We start from the raw sequence: 23,215 nt of genomic DNA on the forward strand, positions 1-23,215 counted from the left end.
TAAGTAAACTGTACACTCCGCTGTCTTTTACGGTAACATCCACTTAATCAATTAAAATCAATCCAGGCCATGCGAAAATTTTACTGTACTCTTATGTTCATTCTGGTTGCCAGACTGACCTTCGCGCAATGCCCCAGCGGAGAAATAACATATACTACCCAAGCTGCCGTAGATAACTTTAAAATCACATATCCTGCTTGTGTGTCAGCCACGAGCCTCCGCCTCCGGCTGGACGGAAGCGAAGTCTCCAATCTGAATGGCCTTAGCAACCTAACTTCCATACAGGCGCTGGAGTTATGGAGCACTTCTGTAACCAGCCTTTCCGGCGTGTCCAATCTTGTAAATATACCCGGATCATTGGTCATTGCTTACAATGATGCTTTACCCAACCTAAGCGGCATGACAGCTCTGCGCAGTATAGGCTATATTCAAATAACTTCCGGGCAGTTTTCAAGCCTGGCCGGGCTCGAAAATGTAGAGACCATATCAGGGGGCAGCATTGATTTCAATCAGTATCTCAATGACATCAGCGCCTTATCGGGAGTTCCAGGGGCCGGCAGGACCGATGTGTTTAACAATTCGGTTTTGAGTAACTGCGCGATAGAATTCATCTGCGCCGGTGTAAGACTCAGGCCGGGGATGCTTGCGGCGATGGTTTACGGCAACGCTCCCGGATGTAACAGCATTGGCGAAATTACTACAAGTTGCGGAGCACTGCCTGTCACCCTGACTGAGTTCAAAGCCTCAACAGAAGGGGCCACGGGAATGCTCACATGGACAACGACGTCGGAAAGTAATAGCAGCCACTTTGAAATTGAGAGAAGCCAGAACGGGAAAACCTGGATGAATATCGGAAAAGTGCTTGCAGGTGGTGACCGTTCAGCGGCTAAAATCTATACATTTAAGGACAATGCTCCCGCTCCCGGACACAACTATTACCGCCTGAAAATGGTGGATATCGATCAGACATTCGCATACTCCGCTATCGAGGGGATCCGGATCGGCGGGGACAACGACATTATTTTCCCGAATCCGGTTACAGAAAAGCTCCTGCTTCGCAATACCGACCCCGCGGGTATTGAGGAAATATTGATTTATAACGGATCAGGAAAGATGCTTCGCGTAACCCAGAATTTTCAAAATGGCATTTCGGTATCACATTTACCTTCCGGCTTGTACCTGGCGCGTGTAACCAGCAAAAATGGAACGACGACAAGTCACAAGTTTATTAAGAAATAACCCACGATTTTTTTGTGCCACCAGATTTACAGCGGAAAGGTGTAGAAAGCAAAAACGGTAAGAAAGAAATTGTTTTAACGAAAAAAGACCTTCCAAATACGGAAGGTCTTTTTTCGTTAAAACACAGGCTGTGGAGAATATCGGATTCGAACCGACGACCTCTTGCATGCCATGCAAGCGCTCTAGCCAACTGAGCTAATCCCCCGATTTCAATCAAAAACCTTCTGAATCTTTCTCAGCAGGCCTCCCGTTTAAGGTGTGCAAAGATGAAACGGAGAATTTTCAGAAGCAAGCATACCTGCAATTTTATGTTTCAAAAAATACCTTTTTCTAAAACAATCATCGCTGACCGCCACCAAAGGCTTTGGCTAACAACCAAATCACTACGGCTATTATGCCTACTACCAGAATAACGCCTGTCCATACACCGGTCTTAAAAATATCACCGATGATTTCACAGCTCATTAAACTGAACGACAGGAGGAAGATGACGAGTAAATTGATGTATGCTTTCATGAGAAGGAACAATTTAGGTTAGAAACTAATATCCTAACGATCAAAAACCATTCCACTAAAAATTCCTGAAGGTTGTAGACTACTGGAAAAGATCGACGGGAATGAGGTTCTGACGATCATGACGCAGTAATTTTTCGAAGAGCCGTACTGTCGCTTCCGCATCACCATGCGCACGGTGACGGTTTTCTATTATTATTTCCAAACTTTGGCACAGGTTACCAAGACTGTAAGATTTAAGTCCCGGAAAAATCTTTCGGCTCAACTGAACGGTGCATAATAAATCCCGCTGAAAGTACTCGTCCAATGCGCCAAACTCCCGTTTAATGAAGCCATAGTCAAATTTGGCGTTATGAGCTACAAACCAGGCATCCTGCGTCATTTTCCGCACAGAATCCTGTACATCATAAAATGTCGGTGCATCTCTCACCATTTCATTGTCTATGCCGGTCAGACGGGTAATAAACGGTGGAATATATACCTGAGGGTTGATTAGCGAATGAAAGAAGTCCACTATCTCATAACCATCATACCTGAACACGGCAATTTCCGTAATACGCGCTGTTCCCCCTCCCCCCGTCGTTTCGATATCAACAATTGCGTACATTAATTACTGGTAATGAAATGCTTATTTTCCTGAAATGCGGGCACCACGATGCGTAAGCCCTGGTTTTACAATTACAAAAAAACAAAAAAATCCCCGCCGAAGCGAGGATTTTCTTCAATAACAGGGAGGCATCTACGCAATTTGGTAGTGATCAGTCCAGTTGAAATGCGATCGGCAGAGTAAATCTTACACGTACCGGAACACCAGCCTGTTTGCCTGGCATCCAGTCTTTCATCATTTTCACAACCCGTACAGCCTCTTCATCGCAACCAAACCCAATACCCTTGATTGCGTTCGCATTCTCTATTTTTCCATCAGAACCTACTGTAAACTGCACATACACTTTTCCCTGTACTCCTGCCTGTGATGCCGGTCTGGGATATTTCAGGTTTTTCCGAAGAAAAGCGGCCATAGCCTCATTGCCGCCACTATATTGTGGCGACTGCTCCACAGTGACGAAGGTCTCCTCCTTCTTGGGTTCAGCACCGACTACATCTAATTTAGCATTCGGCACATTTTCAACGGGCGGGACAATGTCATTAAAATTCTCCACTCCGTCATTTGTCGTAGTAGATGGCTGTGCTGTTTCCAGATCCTCGATCACCGGGGGCAAGTTTTCCACTTCAACTTTATTGTCCGGAAGTACTTCCGGAGTAACCGATCGTACCGTCTTCGGTGCCGGTGCAATTTCCTCTGCCGGAGGAAGCTTCGGAGGCTCCTCCATTTTAATATCCACCGGATTTGCTTCGACCAGCCAGGCTATATCGTCCGGCTTAGGGTCTGGAACAAGCCGCGCATAAAGCTTCGGAAACATTACAAGCAACAGAAAGAACGCTACACCCAAAACCACCGACCTTTGAATTGTCTGTCCATAACCCTTCCTAAGGTCATACGCGCCGTATGATTTGTTGCGGTTCTCAAACACGATGTCATTCAGGGATTTTTCCATGGCTAACAGATTTTGATGATCAACACTCAGATTCAGGAGAGTTTGCGCATCGGCAGTCGTTACCATATCCTGATAAACCTGCTCGAATGACTTACCATCCCAAAGAAGTTCTTCCGCTTCACAGGCCAAGTGATCAAGTATCTCCGGAAGTAGCTCCGGGTCCAGCTTGTTTGCCTGCAAATATTTGCTTATTTGCGCTATGCGATTTTCCTGAAGGCGTTTCATAGATCGATCTGTTATAGATTAGCCATGTAACTTTTTTATTCGGTTGCCAGATTCCTAGGAGCCAAAAGCAGCCTGACGGCGTCTATAAAACGCTCTAAGTCATCGGTTTTAGTGCGTGCAGTTTCGTTGCCACGATGCGTAAGCGAATAATATTTCCTGAGACGGCCGTCTACTTCCACGGATTCGGTAAGAAGAAGTCCCTCCTGTTCCAGTTTGTGGAGGACCGGATACAGTGCGCCAAAGGTTAAAGCGATTGCTCCGCCTGTCCGATCTTTCACCTCCTGCGTTATTTCGTATCCATACATCCGGTCATGCTCAGCCAGCAAATTCAGAACTATGGTTTTTAGTGTACCACGTACGTACTCATTACTTGTTGCGTTATTCTCCATAAGTCAAAATTTTATATAGCAAATATATATAAGTTTTTTATATATACAACACAAATATAACATTTTCTTTTTTCAATCCCATCTCATAATGCTTTTCAACTTTCAGCAAGCGGAATGGAGCGATTAATACGCTCTTCCAAGGAAATAAAAGTTTCTGTTCTCTGAATACCGTTTACTTTCTGAATCTTATCATGCAAGATTTCTCTGAGGTGTCCGGTATCTCTGCACACGATCTTCAAAAAGATGCTATAAATACCCGTAGTATAATGAATATTGACAACTTCCGGAATCCCCTCCAATTCAGTGGCTACCTGTTCATATAACGAACTTTTATCCAGATAAATCCCCAGAAATGCACTAATATCCCAACCCAACTTGGTTGGATCGATCACCAGCTGGGACCCTTTAACGATGCCCATCTGTTCGAGTTTTTTCATCCTGACATGGACCGTTCCACCCGAAACAAAGACCCTCTTACCAATTTCCGTGTACGGTAACGCAGCATTCTCAATCAGCAAAGACAGAATGCGTAAATCGGTGCTATCAATATCTGAATATTTTTGCATTTTGAGTTAAATGTTTGAATTTCTCGCAACAACACAATCCAAATTATGAAAAAATTGTAAATTTTGACAATTTTAAATGAAAATATTTTATAATTTAGATCAGAAGTTTTAGTTTTGCAGAACCAAAATTCAGAAAAGGAGGTGGCAACATCTCTTTACTCGGATTTAGTCACATTGTAGGGTGATGAAATTGGCAGCCATGCCCTCCTGTCTCGGGGGTGGTGAATAAGGGATAAACGCGGCATAATGCCGACGAAAGTCGACTGGGGTGGACCACCAACAGTATTTGTACCGTAGCTAACCGCACCGTGGGTGGTTCGAATCCCCCTCCTACAGCAAAAAAAACTTGACAAGCGATTTTTTTCGTATTAGTTTTATTTGGTTTTTAGTTTGTTGATGAAGTGTAATTTGACACGCGGGTTCATTTTGAAACCTGCGTGTTTTTTTATGAGCCCGTATTAGACGGGTGTAGCCATTCTTCACAAGTTGCTACAGACTCCCGGCAAGCATCGGCACAAATGCGACAATGCGCCCATCCCCGCACGTCGCTCGCACGCACGCTGTGGCGCAGTGTCACAGGCCTGCGCACATGATCGGCAAGGCATCGATACATTCCTGAAATGGTTGATTGAGCATGGTTTTCATTTTGGTTATATAAATCTGAAAACCATACCATTGACTAATGCCATTTCCCACCCGCGAGTATTGCCGTAATGATCACTCCTACCAGGAAAATGGCAAGCATTATGACGGGCAGCAAAGCCACTAATGTAGCCGACTTATCCGACTGGAAATAATATTTGACAGCCAGGCTCACAATGATCAACAAGAACAAAACCAGGATCGGGTAAAAAACCTGGCGGTAGTATTCTGGATAAACATACCGCTGATCTGCCCGGAACAACAGCCACGCCTTACGAATAAAATACGCCAATCCCGCCGACTCCAGCGTGACGGCAACCCAAAAGATAATTTTCATTTTATTGAATTTAAGGCCTAAACTTATTGACTTAAAAATTCCAATAAAAAACTAATTATCAATCGGTTAGAAAAAAATTACCAACAAACACAGCGATTAAATGGCTTGGCTAAGACCGCAGAAAGCCTGGGCTTCGTCGAGCTTTCTGCGGTCTGAACGGCCCCCGAAAGCCCTCCAAATTCCCCATTGTAATATTCAGACAACCTGCACTTCAAAGGTCTAAAAGGCACTTGACTTCTTCTACTGCCACCGAAAGTGATTTGCTATACCGCAAGAGACAATTCGTCTCCCCATGTTTTTTCACTCGCGACTGTTTTTATGGACAATTTCAGGCCTTTCCTATCACCATTTTATAGTGACCTCGGCGCCCCTGAGAGCCTAGCTCTAAAATTGTTGTCTTCAGATTCTGTGGCTGTTGAGCCATTGAGTACCAACTCTCATCTTCTCATTATTTCTTGCTTAGAAACCCCAAGAGCACTAATAATATTCAAAGAAAACGCTGAGATTTGTATGCAGCATGCTTAGTAGGAAAAATGCTCAATTGAACTCGCTGCCCTTTTGGTTCAATCTCATAATTAACCCATCAGTATGAAACAGCGAATTAAAGAAATTCTCAAGAGTAATCGCCTGTTGCACTTAGTCGGAAAAAAAAATTCAGAAACGTTATGATCGCAGGAGCAACATTTCCGGCAGTAATAACATTGTCAGCAATAAAGGAGTTTTGCTCGATGTAAAATATGATATTGTTGGCAACAATAATTTAGTCCAAATTATGCAGGGTTCTATCTTGTCTGATGTGACGATCAGGATGAGAGGAGATAATCACCAGTTGATCATTAGCGAGAATTGTCATTTTAAAGGCGGGAGTGTCTGGTTTGCCAATACTGGCTGTCAAATACAAATTGGACAAAATACCACTATTGAATCTGCGCATCTCGCCGCAACGGAGCCGAACAGAAAAATTATTATCGGCGAAGACTGTATGCTTGCTTATGGCATCGAGTTCAGGACCGGTGATTCTCACAGTATTATTGATAATGGTACCAAGAAAAGAACCAATTGGGCTAAGGATATTGTAGTTGGCAATCACGTCTGGATTGCAGCACATTCAATAATCTTAAAAGGATGTAGTATTGGAAACAATAGTGTGATAGGCACAAATTCAGTTGTGACAAGCAACATTCCGAACAATTCAATCGCAGTCGGAATTCCTGCAAAAGTTATCAAGAGCAACATAGATTGGCGAAGAGACCTAATCTACGACGAGTAATGAATAGTAATTTGTGTTAAGTTTAAAGAATTACCCAAAGCTTCTTTAAATTCATTACATTCATATTATAGCCCCTTCCACAGCGAAAATCAGCTTGACAGCCGTTCCGAAAACTGGTTGTTTGGCAAGCTCCGCTGCCAGGATCCCAAACTGTTTCCGGAATTGACTAACAGAACAACGTATAACAGGAGGCGGCGTAAACTCTCATAAAAGACATCCCAATTTATCAAAGCTGGTCTGCTTAAGATTTTCTGGCGCGATGGTGTGAGTACGTCATAGGCGCAATACCCGACCCGATTTGTCTAAAACCTCGAACTACACGCCTGAAAAAACACTACCTCCATTTATTGCAATTCCCCAATACGCTCGGCAACTGCAGATCCCATTTCCTCCCCGGTATCATTCACAGTTGTACGCAAAAGATAGCACCTGTACCATCCCTTTCTTGCGAAGCTGTTGAATGTCGCCAAAAAAGAATTTCCATTCTTGATGTGTTTAAGCGCTTAGCCGCTTAGTGGGTTATATAAAAACACTTGAATGATGAAAGTGCCGGTGTGAAAAAACCTACCGACGTAAAAGGGGGCACTACACAGCAAACCACCCAAAACTACATAATAAAACCAGGGCATTTTTATCCCGAATGTACCACTGAGGGATAGCATGAAAACAAAGGGGATAAACGCAAAAAAGCCACCCCGAAAGGTGGCTTTTTTGGACTTCTCAAAAGTTTCTGCGGTCTGGACGGGACTCGAACCCGCGACCCCATGCGTGACAGGCATGTATTCTAACCAACTGAACTACCAAACCATTAAATAAAGAACTTCAAAAACTGGCGGTCTGGACGGGACTCGAACCCGCGACCCCATGCGTGACAGGCATGTATTCTAACCAACTGAACTACCAAACCAGTTCGTTTCACAAGTCGCTTTCGTAAAACGTGGTGCAAAACTACCACTATTATTTACGATTGCAATACCCGGAACACCAATTTAGTTATTTTATTTGTAAAATCAACACACCCATTCCGAGAATATTCTGAAAATGAAATAGTTGAACCAGAAGAAAATTTTATGACATTAATCAAGACAATCTTAACCGAGCTCGAAACAATAGCTCCCCTGTCATACCAGGAAGATTATGACAATGCAGGACTGTTAGTCGGATCCCCCCACACACCAGTCAAAGGGATTCTTTTCACCCTTGACATAACGGAAGAAGTCGTCGATGAAGCAATTGAGAAACAATGCAACCTGATTGTGGCGCACCACCCGATCATCTTCAAAGGCCTCAAAAAGCTCAACGGCAAGAATTACGTCGAACGAACAGTGATCAAAGCCATTAAAAATGACATCGCTCTCTACGCCACACATACTAATCTAGATCACGTCATCGGGGGCGTGAACTGGCAAATTGCTGAACGGCTCGGGTTACAGAATCTAAAAATACTCGCGCCTAAAAAGCAATTGCTCACTAAACTCACCTTCTTCTGCCCTATCGAACATACCCAGCCGGTAACGGATGCATTATTCCAGGCAGGAGCAGGCAAAATAGGCGATTACCAGCAATGCAGCTTCCGGGCCGAAGGATTCGGCACATTTCTTCCGGGGGCAGGTGCCCATCCTGTCATTGGCGAAAGGGGAGAGTTGGAAACCGTCAAAGAGCATCGTGTGGAGGTAATGCTCCCGACGCATTTACAGGACCATGTATTGCATGCCCTTAAAAGTACCCACCCCTATGAGGAAGTTGCCTACTACCTTTCAGCACTTGAAAATGAGACTCAGGAAGTAGGTGCAGGCGCTGTCGGAGAGCTACCCGAAGCGATGGATCCCAACGATTTCCTCCGTTATTCAAAAGAGCGGATGGAAGCTAAGGTGATTAAATACACAGAGTCTGACGGCAGACCCATCCGGCGTGTCGCCGTATGCGGCGGTGCAGGTAGCTTTTTGCTCCATAATGCCATCAGCGCAGGTGCAGATGCTTACATTACAGCAGATTATAAGTATCATGAATTTTTTGACGCAGAAGGACGCATTATGATCTGTGACATAGGGCATTACGAAAGTGAAGTCTTTACGAAAAATTTATTATTTAACTATATATCACGAAAATTTAGTAATTTCGCACTCTGTTTGTCAGAAGTCAGTACCAATCCGGTTCGGTACTTTGTTTAAAAAGCGATTTTACCAAGTTGTTTGTCTGATCATCTGTTCAAACTGGGGCTGACTACCTTCACATTTCAAGCATTGAAACAAGTCCATAAAAGACATACATGGAAAACACAATCGCACAAAAACTAGATGCTCTCCTGAAACTTCAGGAAATCGATTCAAGCCTTGACGAAATACTAAAAACCCGCGGGGACCTTCCGGAAGAAGTAAGGGACCTGGAAGACGAGATTATTGGCTTCGAAACGCGTTTAGGAAAATTCAAAAGTGAAATTGCCAATCTGAACTCGGAGATCGACAATTTCAAAAATGCGCAGAAAGAAGGTGAAAAACTGATCAAGAAATACAAAGATCAGCAGATGAACGTCCGCAATAACCGCGAATATGACGCCATCACCAAAGAAATAGAATTGCAGGAACTTGATATGCAACTGGCTGACAAGAAGATCAACGAAGCCAAAGCCCGTATCCGCCTCATCGAAGAAGACGCTAATCGTGCGGAATCCGTTCTGAACGAAAGAAATGAAGACCTGAAAGCAAAGAAAAACGAGCTTTCCGTAATTACCGGCGAAAGCGAGTCGGAAGAAAAAGCTCTGATTGCCGAAAGAGAAAAGCATATCAAAAAAATTGAAGATCGTTTACTGAAATCATATCAGAAAATCCGCGATAACTCCCTGAACGGGCTTGCCGTTGTGCATGTGTCGCGTGGTGCTTGCGGAGGATGTTTCAGCATCGTTCCGCCCCAACGCCAGGCGGATATTCGCGAGCGGAAGAAATTGATCGTTTGTGAGCACTGCGGACGTATCCTCGCCGACGTGGAAAGCGTACAACCTGTTCACCAGCGTCGCTAAGATTATTTAGTAGTAAATTGAAAGGTTGTCTTATCCGGACAACCTTTTTTTATGTGGTTAATAATGGGAAGAAGTAATCCGGAATTTAAGTGGCGCGCAGTTCGACAGTTTACCAGCATTCTTATACTACTCTTTTCGTGCTCTTCTGTCCAGGCTGAGGAAAATCAAAACGACATTATTTTTTCCCCTAAACTGCAAAAGGCCTACTTTGAAATTCAAAAGTTGCGGTTACCAGCAGCGCGCAATCTGATTAACGACGAAAGAGCCGTAAAACCCGAAAATCCATTCATATCCTATCTCGATAGCTATGCAGACCTGCACTACCTGCTGATTTCAGAAGACCGCAGCCGCTACAAGTTATTCTCCCAACAGCAGGATAAACGACTGGCCGCGGTAGGTGAGCTATCTGAAAAATCGCCTTATAAAAGGTTGTTTCAGGCAGATATCCGTCTGCATTCCGCATTTGCAAAATTGAAATTCGGGAACGAAGTGAGTGGTTCCTGGGACATTATCAAAGCGTATAAACTGCTGGAAGAAAACCGAAAAAAATTCCCGGCATTTGTCCCGACCCTCAAATCACTCGGGCTTTTGCACGTGCTGATCGGTTCGATTCCGGAAAATTACACCTGGATCGCCAAGTTCCTCGGATTACGCGGAAATATTGCCCAAGGTATCCAGGAGCTTAGGAAAGTGGAGCGCGAAGAGCCGTTTTTCAGACAGGAGGCCGAGTTAATCGATCTGCTTCTGCACGCTTACACATTGCGCCTCAGTCCGGAACAGCAGCGTCATATTCGGCAATGGCCGCGGGAGCAACCCGATAACCTCCTCCTGCATTTCTTCGCCACAACTGTACTCATGAAGGAAAACCAAAGTGACGAGGCTTCATCTTATCTCGCCGATGCACCCAGCGGTCCTTCCTATATGCCGTTCCCGTTTCTCAACTACCTGCGTGGCGAGATCGCATTACAAAACGGTTCTTACGATGAATCGTTTGAATACTACGCCCTCTTCCTAAGACAGTATTCCGGTTTCAATTACATCAAGGATAGCCATTTCAAATTGTTCATGAGCCGCTGGCTGGCAGGTCGCGACGAGGACTGCGTCGGTTTTGCCAAAAAGGTTACCCAATCGGGCAGCACGATCATTGAGGCCGATCAATTCGCTCAAAGAATGGCCCGGGAATTCTTGGCGGGGAAGATCGGACCTCAGCAGAAGGTACTGTACAAAGCCAGATATGCAGCTGACGGCGGCTATCAGCAAAAGGCCCTGGATATAATGAAGACCGTTTCTGAAAAAAAATTTACTACTATTTACGAAAAAGCAGAATTCAATTATCGAATGGCAAGAATCCAGCAAAAATTGAGCCGTATCAATGAGTCTGTCGCATTTTTCGAACGCGCCATTCAGCTAGGCCAGAGTGCCCCCGGAGCGACGTCCTTCGCTGCCTCCTCGGCCCTGCAGATGGGATACATTTGCAGGGAAAAACCTGATAATCAGAAGGCTGTCGATTATTTCAAAAAAGCCATGTCTTTCAAAAAGCACGAATACAAAAACAGCATTGACAATAAAGCCCGCGCCGCACTGACAGAACTGGGACAGTGATAACCGTTACCAATACGGACTTTCGGCGTATATGAATGCAGAGCCATATGAATCCTGTGCATGTCCAGAAAAAAGAGTGACAATCCGAAAGTGATCATCAATTGGAACGATGACGATAAACCCCGTGAAAAATTTGTAAACAAAGGGAGATCATCCTGCTCGGACTCCGAACTTATGGCCATTCTGATCCGGGCAGGTACTCCGCAGATGACGGCCGTGGACCTGGCCAAAATGCTCATGGCGTCTGTCGGTAATAACATCAATGAGCTCGCCAAGCTGAATGTAAAGGATCTTACTAAAATGAAGGGAATGGGACAAGCCAAGGCTATTACCATTCTTGCGGCGCTGGAACTCGGTCGGCGCCGAAGCGAAATCATCCCCTATCGAAAGCAGAAAATCAATCAATCCTCACTGGTGTATGAGACCATGCGTCCTTACCTGATGGACAAAACCCATGAAGAATTCTGGATTTTGCTACTCAACCGCGGCAACTACTTCTTGCGTGCTATACAGGTAAGTGTGGGCGGCATATCGGGCACGGCAACCGATATTAAAATGATCTTCAAACTGGCACTCGATCATATGGCCAGTTCATTGATACTGGTCCACAATCATCCCTCGGGTCAACTCATACCCAGCTTAGCAGACCGGCTTCTCACCGAACAAATAAAAGAGGCAGGCCGAATGCTCGACCTGCCCATTCTGGATCATATGATCTTCACTGACGACGGATATTACAGCTTTCTCGACTCCGGTGAACTATAATCAAAACACCGCGTCTTTTTTCACTATATCTTTCAGCTCCTCGTAGGGAACGGTAAATTCGATTGCGCCCCGCACATACGCTGCTATTTCATAAGGATTGTAATAGAAGAGTACGCCCCGTGGTGTAAACACGTAATTTGCCGGAACAAAAAAACGGTGGTTCAAGAGAAAATAACCGGCTTCTTCCAGATTAGCTTCCGGAGCCAGCTTCTCAACTTCACGGAATTTCTTTTCAACTACCTTCAGCAATGCAACTGAATCGGCCACAAAATCCTTCATTTCCACTTCCTCGCCCGTTTTACCATCAAATGCATGAAACGAAGTAAAACTATTGGGATGCGCACCGCCGGTAAAAGCATAATGCCCGAGTTCATAAAATAGTATTTTTGCGGTTGTCATCACGGTGTCTCCGCTGAGTTCTATCTGCCAGCAGCCCGGCGCTTCCGGGAAGTCCTTTCTGAAATCGTTGTAATTTTTCTCAAAAACTTCAAAGGCAGCCTTTACACTCCTGGTCGCTTCGGGATGTGCAGCGATACTTGCCGAATCGGCGTACGAATTCAGCCTGTTGATTGTCTTCCCGGTCAGGATCTCGCGCATTTTTTTCGCCGCCGCTCCGGAATCCGAGGGTTCCCAAATGCTCAACGATACCGCTACGCCCTTGTTCGTCACCGTATCGCAATTTCCAAACTCGGTTTTCTTTACCTCACCCTCCCAAAGCCCGCTTTTCCCGGCCGTATCTTTTGCGGTCTGACTGCATGACCAGAACATCAAGACTCCGAGTAACAATGCCGCAATACGTTTCCACCACATACAAATTCTGTTAATAACGTTGGTACAAACTATTACAAACTCATCAGCTCTTTGAAACGGATCGCCTGGCGGCGCGAGATTTCGATCTTGTCCCCACCCTGTAATGTCACTAAAAGCCCCCCGCTAAACCATGGCTCGATCTTCTCGATCCAATGGAGGTTGATGATGTGTTTCCGGTTGGCGCGGAAGTAAGTATTGGGATCGAGTCTTTCTTCCAGATTATTAAGCGATTTTAACACCAAAGGTTTCTGATCATCGAAATGCAGGCGGACATAATTTCCCATCGACTCGAACAACCTGATCTTTCCCAATTTCACAAACCAGCATTTTTCCCCATCCTTCACAAAAACCTGATCGTTTTCGCCCAGTACTTTCTCAGCACGTTCGTTGCTTTGTGAGGGGGTTTCGGGTTGGGCCTGATTTTCTTCTATACGATGGATCGTCTCTTTCAGCCGCTCTGTATCGATCGGTTTCAGCAGATAATCCAGCGCATTGAATTCAAATGCTTTGATGGCGTATTCGTCGTAGGCCGTCGTAAAAATCACCTCCGGGCTCTTGCCTTCAATGGAAGACAGCAACTCAAAACCATTTTTCCCTGGCATCTGGATATCCAGGAAAAGCAGTTCGGGCTGTTGCTCTTCAATAAGTTTCAAAGCCTCTTCCGCATTGGCAGCCTCCCCTACTATTTCTATCTTGGTGTATGGTTCCAGCAGTCTTTTCAACTCGTTGCGTGCTAGTCGCTCATCATCTACAATTAAGGTCCTCATGGCGGATGGATCAGTTAGGAATAAATAATAAAAGTATATTAATCTTGGTTTTTAGTTCGCTTTTTCGGCCCCCTCGCCTACCATCATCACCCCTTCCGACAACATCGGGATTTTTATCTCTGAGCAGACCACATTTTCCTTTTCCTGAAAGATCCGGAATGTCGCCGCTTTTCCATATAAAATCGACAGTCGCTCTGCCGTATTCTTCAAACCTACCCCGCCCGACTCGGTATTGCCCAGGTTATTGACATTAACATCCGTACTACCCAGGTTGCCTGAGTTGTGGATCGTAATGACCAGCAACTCATTGGCAATTTCTGATTTTACCCCAATAAATCCACCTCCCATTTGTTTAGCTACCCCATGTTTGATACCATTTTCGACCAATGTCTGTAACATCATGGGAGGTACCTGCCAGTAGATGGCCTGTGGATTGGTGGTTATGCTATAACAGAGACGCTCCTCGTACCGTACCTTTTCCAGTTCAAGATAGTCTTCTACTGTCCTTAACTCTTCCTGCAAATCGACGGTCTTCCGCCGATCGGCCAGGAGCGAATTCCGGAGTATGTTCGACAACTGGGTAATGCTGAGTTGTGCACGCTTGGGGTCTTCATACACCAGCGCCCGTATGCTGTTCAATGCATTGAATGTAAAATGCGGATTGAGTTGCGAACGCAGAACTTTTGCTTCGGCCTCCCGTGCCGACATTTTTAGCATGATCTTCTCATAACTGGCGAGGCGCGTCTGCTCCACGTAATGATAAACGGTGTAAGACAGTATCCATGCCAGCAGGTTTTTACACCAGTTGGCATAGTAGCCCCAGAAGACCAATGGTTGATTGAGCAAATTATGTTCCAGGATTTCCCGGTCCATGGGCTGGTTGATCATCGCCATGATGAGTCCCAGCCAAAGCACCGAGCCGATCACCCGTAAAGCGAGCCGGGGTAGTGGAAGTGACGACCAGTTCCATCGTCTGATAACTAACCGGTATACGTGTGTGAGACAGATCCCAAGAAGGATGTTGGCCAATGCAGTATAGAACTCCCTCATTTCGAAACCGTATTCCAACGCATATGGAATGTATTCGAACATGATTAGCAATGTCCAGCCAAGTATCTGCAGAGACCAATAGATGCGTTTTTTGGACATGAACTTAGAAACGCTGATGATATATGGAAAAGCCACAAATGTATAAATGCACTACCACGAAGAGTACATTTATACACCAATGGAAACGAATATACACAAACGGCTACTATATCGTTTGCGGAATTTCGATGGAAAGCAGATGGGTAATATCGTTGGAAACTTCCAGCTCGAACTGCTGGGTATCGTAGGAATAATTGATCTTGTAAAGACACAGATTGCTGTGCTCGTAGTCGTCCATTTTGATCAATGGCTGATTAAACAGGGTGGTTAGCAACACGCGCATGGCTCTTCCGTGCATGGCAATGAGGATATTCCTTTCGTGCGGGCGGGATAAAATCGTATCGATCACCGGGATCTGGCGCTCTCTTACGTCCACCGGGCTTTCGCCTTCTTCGGCTGCTAGCTCAACCAGGCCGTTTTTCCAGGCATTTACTAACTCCCGGTAATAGTTGTTATCGCCCGTATTCGGTTCGCGGCCCTCTCTGGCCCCCCACGAAATTTCATTCAGCCCGGAGTAGCTCTCATGTGGTATCCCGAGCCTGATGAACCCACGGACAGTTTGCTGTGTTCGCTTTAAATCAGAGGTATAAATTTTGTCAAAAGGGACATGTTGATAAGCATTAAAAAAAGCGGCGGCCTGCGCTTCTCCCCATTCATTCAGCAAGGAATCTACACCACTTCCCTGTACTACTCCCCTGCGATTAAAGTCGGTTTCACCGTGGCGAATGAGGTATATCGATTTTCTTTTCAAAATAATAGGATAATTTAAATATTAAATTTGCAAATACCTTGTTTTCTCTTCATAAAGCCAATACAAATTTATACATTTTTTAGATATGTTTGTTAAAACCGCTACCCTTGATTCACTTCATGCTTTCGGAAAGAAGAGCATTGCAAACCACATTGGAATCGAGTTCACAGAGATCGGAACAGATTATGTTTCAGCACGAATGCCAGTCGACCAGAGGACGCATCAACCCTTCGGTATCCTGCATGGCGGCGCCTCGGTGGTCCTTGCCGAAACCCTCGGCAGCATTGCCTCTTTTCTCTGCATTCCGGAATCTGAAAACAAGCACGCAGTAGGACTCGAAATCAACGCGAACCACCTCAGGCCGGTGAAGGAAGGATACGTCTACGGAACGGTAAGGCCCATACATGTCGGCCGGACCACCCACATCTGGGACATTCGCATCACCAATGAAGAAAACAAACTGGTTTGCATTAGTAGACTTACGGTCGCTATTGTGAATGCAGACCGCCAACATTAATTTGCAGAAAATTGACCTAACGGGACGTTGCCCATTCGTTAAATGCTATCAGTACAAACCGACACCGGGATTTCGATATTTGAAGGATTACAAATTCAGGAGCTATGGCGTGCATCCAATATTTTGGGGTTCCCATCCGCACTATGGCGACTCCCGCACACAAACGAAATCAAACTGCTTATCTCCATTCAGGATGGGATTCGCAAATGTAGTCCAGAACTCGAAAAAATGAGTCCCGGCTTTGTCATGAGTTCCTTTTACTGGGAAAGCGATCAGGATGTTTTGTTTCTTGAAGGAGACATTATTCTGACATTCTCTGAAGACAATCGCATTGCCCGAGTTGAAAATAAACTGGGCGAGGAACATACTGAGGTTAAAAAGCTGATACAATTGGCAGAATCGTTCAGCGGGAAAGAGACAGCTTCTGAAGCAAAGTTATTCCCGCTTGTTCCGCCAACGGATCATCCCGACGCCCGAGCACGGTTTGAACGCACGGTTGAACTGGCAGTTGCAGCAATCCGTCAAAACCGTTTCAAAAAGGTCGTCCTTTCGCGTACAAAGGACCTGCAATATACCGACGCGTTTCAGCCCGCCAGGGCTTTCCAAAAGCTGGTGTACGCGTACCCGCACGCATTTGTTTCATTGGTCAATCTGCCCGAGGAAAACGAAATATGGCTGGGAGCAAGCCCGGAGGGATTGGTGGAGCACGTGTCCGATGGTACTTTTAAAACGATGTCGCTTGCCGGCACGCAAAGTGCCCGAAATGCATCAGGCGAACTTATCCCAAAATACGACATCCGCTGGGGTGAAAAGGAGATCGAAGAGCAGGCACTCGTTAGCCGGTATATCATTGAATGCTTCAAAAAAATCCGTCTGCGGGAATATCTCGAAACTGGCCCCAGAACCGTTCTGGCAGGTAATCTATACCATTTGCGGACCGTTTTCGAGGTAGACACGATCTCACTCAATTTCCCTGAGCTGGCGTCGGTCATGCTAAAACTTCTGCATCCCACCTCGGCTATCTGCGGTGTACCCAAGACACCGAGCCTCCAATTCATCAACGACATAGAAGGCTATAACCGCTCCTATTACAGCGGCTTTCTCGGGCCTGTTCAGGTGGGGGGAAACACAAACCTCTTTGTCAACCTCCGGACGGTTCGTTTCAAGAATGGTATCGCCACCTTTTTTGCCGGTGCCGGTATTACGGAGGATTCTGTTCCGGAGCTCGAATGGTTTGAAACCGAACTGAAGTGTGATACCCTGCTCAAAGTGATAGGCACGTCCTTATAAAAAAATTAGCCTGCTTTAAACTTTTAAAGGAGAAAAAAGTCTAATCCGTTCGAGATTAATATATAATTTTGAACAACACTCTGAAATGGACGCATTTAGTCCTCAGGACTCCTAAACCACTAAGCCCAGGATTATTGAACCCTATGAATCTTATCGCCAGATCTGCCCGTGCAGACGTACTACATCATCTAACCAAACCTCTGTCTTCACTTTTCATTGCCGGTTCGCTCTTTATTACTTTTTCGTGCGGAGAAAAAAAGGATACTTTTCAGCAGAAGGGCGGTGGAGGCCCCACTATTGTTGACGTGATCATCGCGAAATCGGAAAAAGTCAGCGACAAGGTGGAAGTGAATGGGACTGTCGTGGCCAATGAATATGCTGAATTGCGGCCCGAAGTAAGCGGATTGCTGACCTTTCTGGATGTACCTGAAGGAAAAACACTCCAAAAAGGCACGGTTGTTGCCCGAATCAACAACGCCGACCTTTTAGCACAACTTAACAGGTCGAAAATACAACTGGAGCTCGCCGAGACAACGGAAAAAAGGCTCAAACAACTCATTGCCGTCAATGGGATCAATCAGGCAGATTACGATCTGGCGACGAACAATGTGAATACGCTCAAAGCAGACATGGTCTACACGCAGGCACTGATCGATAAAACAATTATCAAAGCCCCGTTTACAGGCGTCATCGGTTTGCGAAAAGTCAGCGCAGGCGCCTATGTAACCCCCCAAAGCGTGATTGCCACCATACAGCAACTCTCCAATCTGCGAATCGACTTTACTATTCCTGAAAGCTATCAGCAATACGTCACCAAGGGCGGTTCTGTGGAAGTACTGCTGGACCAGGCCTCAGGGAAGTACGAAACAGCGCGGATTTTGGCTATCGAACCGCAAGTGAATCAAACTACCCGAAACTTAACGGTTAGGGCTGTTTTGAATTCCGGTTCCACCAGCCCCGGGTCATTTGCAAAAGTATATCTCAATGCAAGCAGCAACAAGAACAGCATCATGATCCCTTCCAACAGCATTATTCCCGAGGCCCGCAGCAAAAAGGTAGTGTTGGTTAAGGGGGGCAAAGCTGTCTTTACACAAATCGAAACCGGTGACCGCAGGGAGGATGTGGTGGAGGTGACGAAGGGCCTGAATGTAGGCGATACGGTAGTTGTTTCGGGTGTACTCTTTGCCCGTCCCGATGCTCCTGTGAAAGTGAGAAGTGTAAGAAGCTTGAATGAAAGCAAGTAAGTGACGGATTCGCAATGAAAATCGTTGCAATGACTATTCCCTTGAACCCCAGCTTATGAATATTTCAGAATTATCCCTGAAACGGCCCGTCCTGGCGGTCGTGATGAACCTGCTCATCATTCTTTTTGGTGTAGTAGGATATAACTTCCTGTCTTTGAGAGACTACCCGGCTATCGATCCGCCGATCGTAAACGTCCGGACCAGCTACACCGGCGCCAATGCAGACATTATCGAAAGTCAGATCACCGAGCCGCTTGAAAAGAGTATCAATGGTATTCCCGGCATTAAAAGCATCAGTTCGTCGAGCCAGATCGGGTCGAGTAACATCACGGTGGAGTTTAACCTCAAATCCGACCTCGAAGGTGCCGCGAACGACGTTCGTGACAAGGTAAGCCAGGCAGTCCGTAACCTGCCGCAGGACATCGATGCCCCGCCGGTGGTAAGCAAAGCCGATGCAAACTCAGACTTCATTCTGCTTCTTGCCGTGCAAAGCCCTTCCAAAGGTTTGCTTGAATTAAGTGAGTATGCCGAAAATGTACTGCAGCAAAGCTTGCAGACGATCGACGGCGTAAGTGCGATCAACATATTCGGGCAAAAAAGGTATGCGATGCGGATCTGGTTGAACCCGGATAAGATGAGCTCCTACAATATTTCATTCAATGACATTACCACCACATTAGCCTCCGAAAACGTAGAATTACCAGCCGGGAAGATTTACGGTGACAATACGGAACTGACAATCCGGACCATGGGAAGGCTGAAAAGCGAGAAGGAATTCAATGACCTGGTTATCAAGAACGACAGCTCGGGCATCATCCGGCTAAGCAATGTGGCCAAAGTAGAACTGGGCCCGGAGAATGAAGAGCAGAGCTGGAAATACAATGGCATGTACGCTGTCGGCCTGGCGGTGATTCCGCAGCCCGGCGCCAACTACGTGCAAATTTCAGATGAATTCAACAAACGTCTGGAAGAAATCCAGAAATCCAATAAATCGGACATCACCTTCAATGTACTGATCGACAATACCCGTCTTGTGCGCCAGTCGATCAAGGAAGTAGAAGAAACATTGCTCATCGCATTTTCATTGGTGGTAATCGTAATCCTGTTCTTCTTCCGTAACCTGCTGGTCGCCGTCCGTCCGCTTATCGATATCCCCATCTCCCTGATAGCGACGTTTTTCGTCATGTACTTATGCGGATTTTCGGTCAACATCCTCACGTTGCTGGGTATTGTCCTTGCAACAGGTCTGGTGGTCGACGATGGCATTGTAGTCACCGAGAACATATTCAGGAAGCTCGAAAGCGGCTTGCCGATCCGGCAGGCAGCATTGGAAGGTAGCCGGGAAATTTTCTTCGCCGTTATTTCTACTTCACTGACTCTCGCAGTGGTGTTCCTCCCGGTGATATTTCTGGAAGGGTTTGTTGGAAGTCTTTTCCGCGAGTTCGGGATCGTCGTAGCTTCTGCCGTATTAATATCCGCATTTGTTTCGCTGACGATCACCCCCGTTCTGAATGTGGTGCTGAATCGCAAAGACGCCGGCCATGGCTGGTTCTATAATAAGACTGAACCGTTCTTCACCGGAATGGAAGACGGTTATAACCGTACGCTCCGTGGATTTATGAAGGCCAGATGGGTAGCCTGGGTGCTCGTGCTGGCGTGCGGTGTGGTCATTTGGTTTACTTATTCGCATTTGCAAAGCGAGCTTGCACCCATGGAAGACCGGAACAGCATCCGCTTCAATCTCTCAGCCCCGGAAGGAACCAGCTTTGATCAAATGCAAGGTGTCTCAGACGAGCTGAGTAATTTCCTGAACGACTCGATCCCGGAAAAAGCATTTACCTTCTCAGCTACACCTGGTTTCGGTGGAGGCGGTGTGAATAGCGCCACGGGCCGAATCGGGCTTGTACCTTCCGATCAGCGCAAAAAAAGCCAGAATGAAATCGCACAGGAAATCAATAAGAAACTTTCCAGGTTCAATGATGCGCGGATCTTTGCTACCCAAGAGCAAACCATCTCTGTCGGTATAGGCTCCCGGGGCTCGTTGCCTGTTCAGTTTGTATTACAAAACCTTGACTTTGATAAGCTCAGCGAGGTTCTTCCGAAATTTCTGGATGAAGCACGGCAGGATCCCACTTTCCAAAATGTGGATGTGAATCTCAAATTCAACAAACCGGAAGTTCGTCTGACCATTGACAGGCTTAAAGCCAAAGATTTGGGATTGTCCACCACCGACGTCGCTGCCACCATCCAGGCTGCATTCAGCGGACGCCGCCTTGCCTATTTTATCATGAATGGGCAGCAGTACCAGGTAATCGGCCAGGTGGAGCGTGAGGAACGTAACAAACCAGCCGATATCGAAAAGCTTTATGTACGCAACAGTCGGGGCGAAAACATTCCATTGACAGCTGTTGTCCGGATGGAGGAAGAAAGCGGCCCGCCGACGATCTATCACTACAATCGGTACAAAAGCGCTACAATTTCAGCCTCCCTCGTGGAAGGAAAGACCATCGGGGACGGCGTGGAGGCCATGCGCAGGATTGGCACCAAACTACTGGACGAATCATTCCAAACTTCATTGACAGGTCCTTCCCGTGACTTTGAGGAGAGCTCTTCCAACACGAGTTTTGCGTTTGGACTGGCGTTGTTACTGGTGTATTTGGTTCTTGCAGGACAATTTGAGAGCTTCACCGATCCATTTATCATCATGATCACCGTACCGCTGGCATTAGCAGGCGCACTGTTGAGTCTCTACCTGTTCGATCTGACTATCAATATCTTCTCTCAAATCGGTATGATCATGCTGATCGGGCTTGTGACGAAAAATGGTATCCTTATTGTAGAGTTTGCGAACCAGAAACGCGAACAGGGAATGGGCAGAATGGCAGCGGCAGTCGAATCCGCCACGCAACGTCTGCGCCCGATCCTGATGACCAGTCTGGCCACAGCATTTGGTGCATTGCCTATTGCATTAAGCCTTGGGGCCGCCGCGACAAGCCGTGTTCCGCTGGGCGTGGTGATTGTTGGGGGGCTGATGTTTTCACTAATCCTTACCTTGTTCGTAATTCCCGCGATTTACACGTTCATTTCCCCAAAAAAGCACAAGGTAACGGAAGAACAGAAAATGGCAGAGGAGCTTGTCGCATAATTGACGTCGTTCAGCTAATTACTCCTGATACCAGGAATTATTCATAAAATTAAAATATTGTTCTTGTACATGGGCTCGCTCACCTTTTTGAAGAAATACAGAAACCCTTTTATTGTTCTTTTATTTTGCTCTGGTACGGCGATTGCCGGTGATCCGGCCGATACGCTCACACTTTCCCTGGACCAGGCCATAGCCGCCGCATTGAAGAATAGCTATGAGATCGAAATAGCCAAAAATACTGTGGAGGCGAACAAGATTCTCAACAACTATGGCGTTGCCGGAGGCTTGCCGACGGTTGCTATCAACGCTTCCAATACCGAGCAGATCACAGAGGTAAACCAGAAACTGAACAACGGGACCGAGATCAGCCGTAACGCAGCTGCCGGTAATAATACACAGGCCAACCTCTCAGTCGGAATGCTGTTGTATAACGGCAAACGCGTGGTAGCCACTAAAAAGAGGTTGGCAGAACTTCAATACCAAAGCGCGGAAGTGCTTAACTCACAGATCCAGAACACCATCGCGCTCGTGATGACCAGCTACTTCGATGTAGTACGCCAGCTCAGCTATGTCAATACAATCCGTACGTCGATACAGGCTTCCGAGAAACGGCTCGAAATCCTGAAAGTCCGGAAAGAAGCTGGTATGGCCAACAATGCAGATATCTTTCAGGCTCAGATCGATCTGAACACACTCAACCAGACATTGCTGAACCAGCAAATGGTTGCACAGGTGGCCAAAACAGAACTACTCAGAACGATCACCATGGATCCCAAATCGGCTGTGACAATCAAAGACACCATTACCGTCGACAACAACATCCAACTTGCTCCCATAATCGATCGCCTCACCGCGAATGCGGATGTGAAAGCGGCGGATCATCAGATCCGAATTAACGAGCTCGTCGTGAAAGAAACAGCTGCGCTGCGTTATCCAACGGTTCGACTCAATGCCGCCTACAATTACACCCGTAACCAGACAGCCGCTGGTTTTACGCTACTCAACCGCGTTTTGGGCCCTCAGGCAGGCCTTACCCTCGCGATCCCGATCTACAATGGTTCATCATTTAAACGACAATTACAGGCCGCGGAGATCAATACCTCCAATGCTGAGCTGCAAAAAAGTGTGATCCTGCGCGATTATAGTGCCAACGCAGTCAAAATGTACCAAACCTACCAGAGTTCGATTGAGCAGCTTGAAAACCAGAAGCAAAACTATGCATTGAGCAAACAGCTGCTGGACCTGACGCTCCAACGCTTCGAACTGATCCAGGCAACAATTATCGACGTGCGCGAAGCGCAACGCAGCTTCGAGGAGGCCGGATACCGGCTGATCAACCTCAACTACGCAGCCAAAGCCGCTGAGATCGAGCTGAAAAGATTAGGCAATACCCTACAATAAAATTCTATACGCCACATCCGT

General features: G+C 46.3%; 21 protein-coding genes and 3 tRNA genes. 11 read left to right on the forward strand and 13 right to left on the reverse strand.

What is annotated here, in order from left to right:
- Positions 1-93: 93 nt before the first annotated feature.
- Positions 94-1,239 (forward strand): T9SS type A sorting domain-containing protein, encoded by a 1,146-nt coding sequence (locus BP71_RS33855; protein ID WP_496386102.1) that lies wholly within the window; start codon positions 94-96, stop codon positions 1,237-1,239.
- Positions 1,240-1,370: 131 nt separating this feature from the next.
- Here the strand turns inward: BP71_RS33855 and BP71_RS33860 are convergent.
- The 7 genes from BP71_RS33860 to BP71_RS33890 form a co-directional block, all read right to left on the reverse strand.
- Positions 1,371-1,444: transfer RNA gene (locus BP71_RS33860), tRNA-Ala, on the reverse strand.
- Between the two features lie 134 nt (positions 1,445-1,578).
- Complete coding sequence (locus BP71_RS33865) at positions 1,579-1,755, reverse strand: hypothetical protein (protein ID WP_496386103.1); 177 nt, start codon at positions 1,753-1,755, stop codon at positions 1,579-1,581.
- 79 nt (positions 1,756-1,834) lie between these two features.
- Entirely contained in the window at positions 1,835-2,359 is a 525-nt protein-coding gene (locus BP71_RS33870; protein ID WP_496386105.1) for a 3'-5' exonuclease, read from the reverse strand.
- Between the two features lie 151 nt (positions 2,360-2,510).
- On the reverse strand, positions 2,511-3,533 hold the full coding sequence (locus tag BP71_RS33875; protein ID WP_496386106.1) for a TonB family protein: 1,023 nt from the start codon (positions 3,531-3,533) through the stop codon (positions 2,511-2,513).
- 35 nt (positions 3,534-3,568) lie between these two features.
- A complete protein-coding gene (locus BP71_RS33880) occupies positions 3,569-3,922 on the reverse strand; it encodes a PadR family transcriptional regulator (RefSeq protein ID WP_496386107.1) in 354 nt (117 codons plus the stop codon).
- 95 nt (positions 3,923-4,017) lie between these two features.
- Positions 4,018-4,488, reverse strand: coding sequence for an Lrp/AsnC ligand binding domain-containing protein (locus tag BP71_RS33885; protein WP_250775182.1), 471 nt, complete (start codon positions 4,486-4,488; stop codon positions 4,018-4,020).
- A 679-nt stretch (positions 4,489-5,167) separates the two neighbouring features.
- Positions 5,168-5,467: a hypothetical protein gene (locus tag BP71_RS33890; RefSeq protein ID WP_496386108.1), complete on the reverse strand. Its 300-nt coding sequence runs from the start codon at positions 5,465-5,467 to the stop codon at positions 5,168-5,170.
- Positions 5,468-6,188: 721 nt separating this feature from the next.
- On the opposite strand from BP71_RS33890, the gene BP71_RS33895 reads away from it, so the two are divergent.
- Entirely contained in the window at positions 6,189-6,737 is a 549-nt protein-coding gene (locus BP71_RS33895; protein WP_496386110.1) for an acyltransferase, read from the forward strand.
- 733 nt (positions 6,738-7,470) lie between these two features.
- Here BP71_RS33895 and BP71_RS33900 read toward each other — a convergent pair.
- Both BP71_RS33900 and BP71_RS33905 read right to left on the reverse strand, forming a co-directional pair.
- Positions 7,471-7,544: transfer RNA gene (locus BP71_RS33900), tRNA-Asp, on the reverse strand.
- Between the two features lie 23 nt (positions 7,545-7,567).
- Positions 7,568-7,644, reverse strand: a tRNA-Asp gene (locus BP71_RS33905).
- A gap of 163 nt (positions 7,645-7,807) precedes the next feature.
- On the opposite strand from BP71_RS33905, the gene BP71_RS33910 reads away from it, so the two are divergent.
- The 4 genes from BP71_RS33910 to radC all read left to right on the forward strand — a co-directional run bounded on the left by BP71_RS33910 (position 7,808) and on the right by radC (position 12,120).
- On the forward strand, positions 7,808-8,908 hold the full coding sequence (locus BP71_RS33910; RefSeq protein WP_496386112.1) for a Nif3-like dinuclear metal center hexameric protein: 1,101 nt from the start codon (positions 7,808-7,810) through the stop codon (positions 8,906-8,908).
- Positions 8,909-9,006: 98 nt separating this feature from the next.
- The gene (locus BP71_RS33915) at positions 9,007-9,753 is read left to right on the forward strand and encodes a zinc ribbon domain-containing protein (RefSeq protein ID WP_496386113.1); all 747 of its coding nucleotides are present in this window, start codon (positions 9,007-9,009) and stop codon (positions 9,751-9,753) included.
- 51 nt (positions 9,754-9,804) lie between these two features.
- Complete coding sequence (locus BP71_RS33920; protein ID WP_496386114.1) at positions 9,805-11,355, forward strand: tetratricopeptide repeat protein; 1,551 nt, start codon at positions 9,805-9,807, stop codon at positions 11,353-11,355.
- 60 nt (positions 11,356-11,415) lie between these two features.
- Entirely contained in the window at positions 11,416-12,120 is a 705-nt protein-coding gene (gene radC / locus BP71_RS33925) for a RadC family protein (protein ID WP_496386115.1), read from the forward strand.
- Here radC and BP71_RS33930 read toward each other — a convergent pair whose 3' ends face one another.
- The 4 genes from BP71_RS33930 to BP71_RS33945 all read right to left on the reverse strand — a co-directional run bounded on the left by BP71_RS33930 (position 12,121) and on the right by BP71_RS33945 (position 15,597).
- Positions 12,121-12,930 carry a DUF3298 and DUF4163 domain-containing protein gene (locus BP71_RS33930; protein WP_496386116.1) on the reverse strand — a complete coding sequence of 270 codons (810 nt, stop codon included), beginning with the start codon at positions 12,928-12,930 and terminating at the stop codon, positions 12,121-12,123.
- 32 nt (positions 12,931-12,962) lie between these two features.
- Positions 12,963-13,697 (reverse strand): LytR/AlgR family response regulator transcription factor, encoded by a 735-nt coding sequence (locus BP71_RS33935; protein WP_496386118.1) that lies wholly within the window; start codon positions 13,695-13,697, stop codon positions 12,963-12,965.
- A 51-nt stretch (positions 13,698-13,748) separates the two neighbouring features.
- The gene (locus tag BP71_RS33940) at positions 13,749-14,846 is read right to left on the reverse strand and encodes a sensor histidine kinase (protein ID WP_496386119.1); all 1,098 of its coding nucleotides are present in this window, start codon (positions 14,844-14,846) and stop codon (positions 13,749-13,751) included.
- Between the two features lie 106 nt (positions 14,847-14,952).
- The gene (locus BP71_RS33945) at positions 14,953-15,597 is read right to left on the reverse strand and encodes a histidine phosphatase family protein (RefSeq protein WP_496386120.1); all 645 of its coding nucleotides are present in this window, start codon (positions 15,595-15,597) and stop codon (positions 14,953-14,955) included.
- Between the two features lie 85 nt (positions 15,598-15,682).
- On the opposite strand from BP71_RS33945, the gene BP71_RS33950 reads away from it, so the two are divergent.
- From BP71_RS33950 to BP71_RS33970, 5 genes are all read left to right on the forward strand, one after another.
- Complete coding sequence (locus BP71_RS33950) at positions 15,683-16,114, forward strand: hotdog fold thioesterase (RefSeq protein WP_496386121.1); 432 nt, start codon at positions 15,683-15,685, stop codon at positions 16,112-16,114.
- A 246-nt stretch (positions 16,115-16,360) separates the two neighbouring features.
- On the forward strand, positions 16,361-17,404 hold the full coding sequence (locus BP71_RS33955) for a chorismate-binding protein (RefSeq protein WP_496386122.1): 1,044 nt from the start codon (positions 16,361-16,363) through the stop codon (positions 17,402-17,404).
- Positions 17,405-17,547: 143 nt separating this feature from the next.
- Complete coding sequence (locus BP71_RS33960) at positions 17,548-18,648, forward strand: efflux RND transporter periplasmic adaptor subunit (RefSeq protein WP_496386123.1); 1,101 nt, start codon at positions 17,548-17,550, stop codon at positions 18,646-18,648.
- Between the two features lie 55 nt (positions 18,649-18,703).
- Complete coding sequence (locus BP71_RS33965; protein ID WP_496386124.1) at positions 18,704-21,793, forward strand: efflux RND transporter permease subunit; 3,090 nt, start codon at positions 18,704-18,706, stop codon at positions 21,791-21,793.
- Between the two features lie 69 nt (positions 21,794-21,862).
- Positions 21,863-23,194 carry a TolC family protein gene (locus BP71_RS33970; protein ID WP_496386125.1) on the forward strand — a complete coding sequence of 444 codons (1,332 nt, stop codon included), beginning with the start codon at positions 21,863-21,865 and terminating at the stop codon, positions 23,192-23,194.
- The last annotated feature ends 21 nt before the right edge of the window (positions 23,195-23,215 follow it).

The sequence above is a fragment of the Dyadobacter ginsengisoli DSM 21015 genome, from assembly GCF_059568735.1.

Bases quoted from the DNA above. Each gene is read 5' to 3' on its own strand.
- BP71_RS33855 (WP_496386102.1), top strand. From the start codon at position 94: ATGTTCATTCTGGTTGCCAGACTGACCTTCGCGCAATGCCCCAGCGGA.
- BP71_RS33865 (WP_496386103.1), bottom strand. From the start codon at position 1,755: ATGAAAGCATACATCAATTTACTCGTCATCTTCCTCCTGTCGTTCAGT.
- BP71_RS33870 (WP_496386105.1), bottom strand. From the start codon at position 2,359: ATGTACGCAATTGTTGATATCGAAACGACGGGGGGAGGGGGAACAGCG.
- BP71_RS33875 (WP_496386106.1), bottom strand. From the start codon at position 3,533: ATGAAACGCCTTCAGGAAAATCGCATAGCGCAAATAAGCAAATATTTG.
- BP71_RS33880 (WP_496386107.1), bottom strand. From the start codon at position 3,922: ATGGAGAATAACGCAACAAGTAATGAGTACGTACGTGGTACACTAAAA.
- BP71_RS33885 (WP_250775182.1), bottom strand. From the start codon at position 4,488: ATGCAAAAATATTCAGATATTGATAGCACCGATTTACGCATTCTGTCT.
- BP71_RS33890 (WP_496386108.1), bottom strand. From the start codon at position 5,467: ATGAAAATTATCTTTTGGGTTGCCGTCACGCTGGAGTCGGCGGGATTG.
- BP71_RS33910 (WP_496386112.1), top strand. From the start codon at position 7,808: ATGACATTAATCAAGACAATCTTAACCGAGCTCGAAACAATAGCTCCC.
- BP71_RS33915 (WP_496386113.1), top strand. From the start codon at position 9,007: ATGGAAAACACAATCGCACAAAAACTAGATGCTCTCCTGAAACTTCAG.
- BP71_RS33920 (WP_496386114.1), top strand. From the start codon at position 9,805: ATGTGGTTAATAATGGGAAGAAGTAATCCGGAATTTAAGTGGCGCGCA.
- radC (WP_496386115.1), top strand. From the start codon at position 11,416: ATGTCCAGAAAAAAGAGTGACAATCCGAAAGTGATCATCAATTGGAAC.
- BP71_RS33930 (WP_496386116.1), bottom strand. From the start codon at position 12,930: ATGTGGTGGAAACGTATTGCGGCATTGTTACTCGGAGTCTTGATGTTC.
- BP71_RS33935 (WP_496386118.1), bottom strand. From the start codon at position 13,697: ATGAGGACCTTAATTGTAGATGATGAGCGACTAGCACGCAACGAGTTG.
- BP71_RS33940 (WP_496386119.1), bottom strand. From the start codon at position 14,846: ATGTCCAAAAAACGCATCTATTGGTCTCTGCAGATACTTGGCTGGACA.
- BP71_RS33950 (WP_496386121.1), top strand. From the start codon at position 15,683: ATGTTTGTTAAAACCGCTACCCTTGATTCACTTCATGCTTTCGGAAAG.
- BP71_RS33955 (WP_496386122.1), top strand. From the start codon at position 16,361: ATGAGTTCCTTTTACTGGGAAAGCGATCAGGATGTTTTGTTTCTTGAA.
- BP71_RS33960 (WP_496386123.1), top strand. From the start codon at position 17,548: ATGAATCTTATCGCCAGATCTGCCCGTGCAGACGTACTACATCATCTA.
- BP71_RS33965 (WP_496386124.1), top strand. From the start codon at position 18,704: ATGAATATTTCAGAATTATCCCTGAAACGGCCCGTCCTGGCGGTCGTG.
- BP71_RS33970 (WP_496386125.1), top strand. From the start codon at position 21,863: ATGGGCTCGCTCACCTTTTTGAAGAAATACAGAAACCCTTTTATTGTT.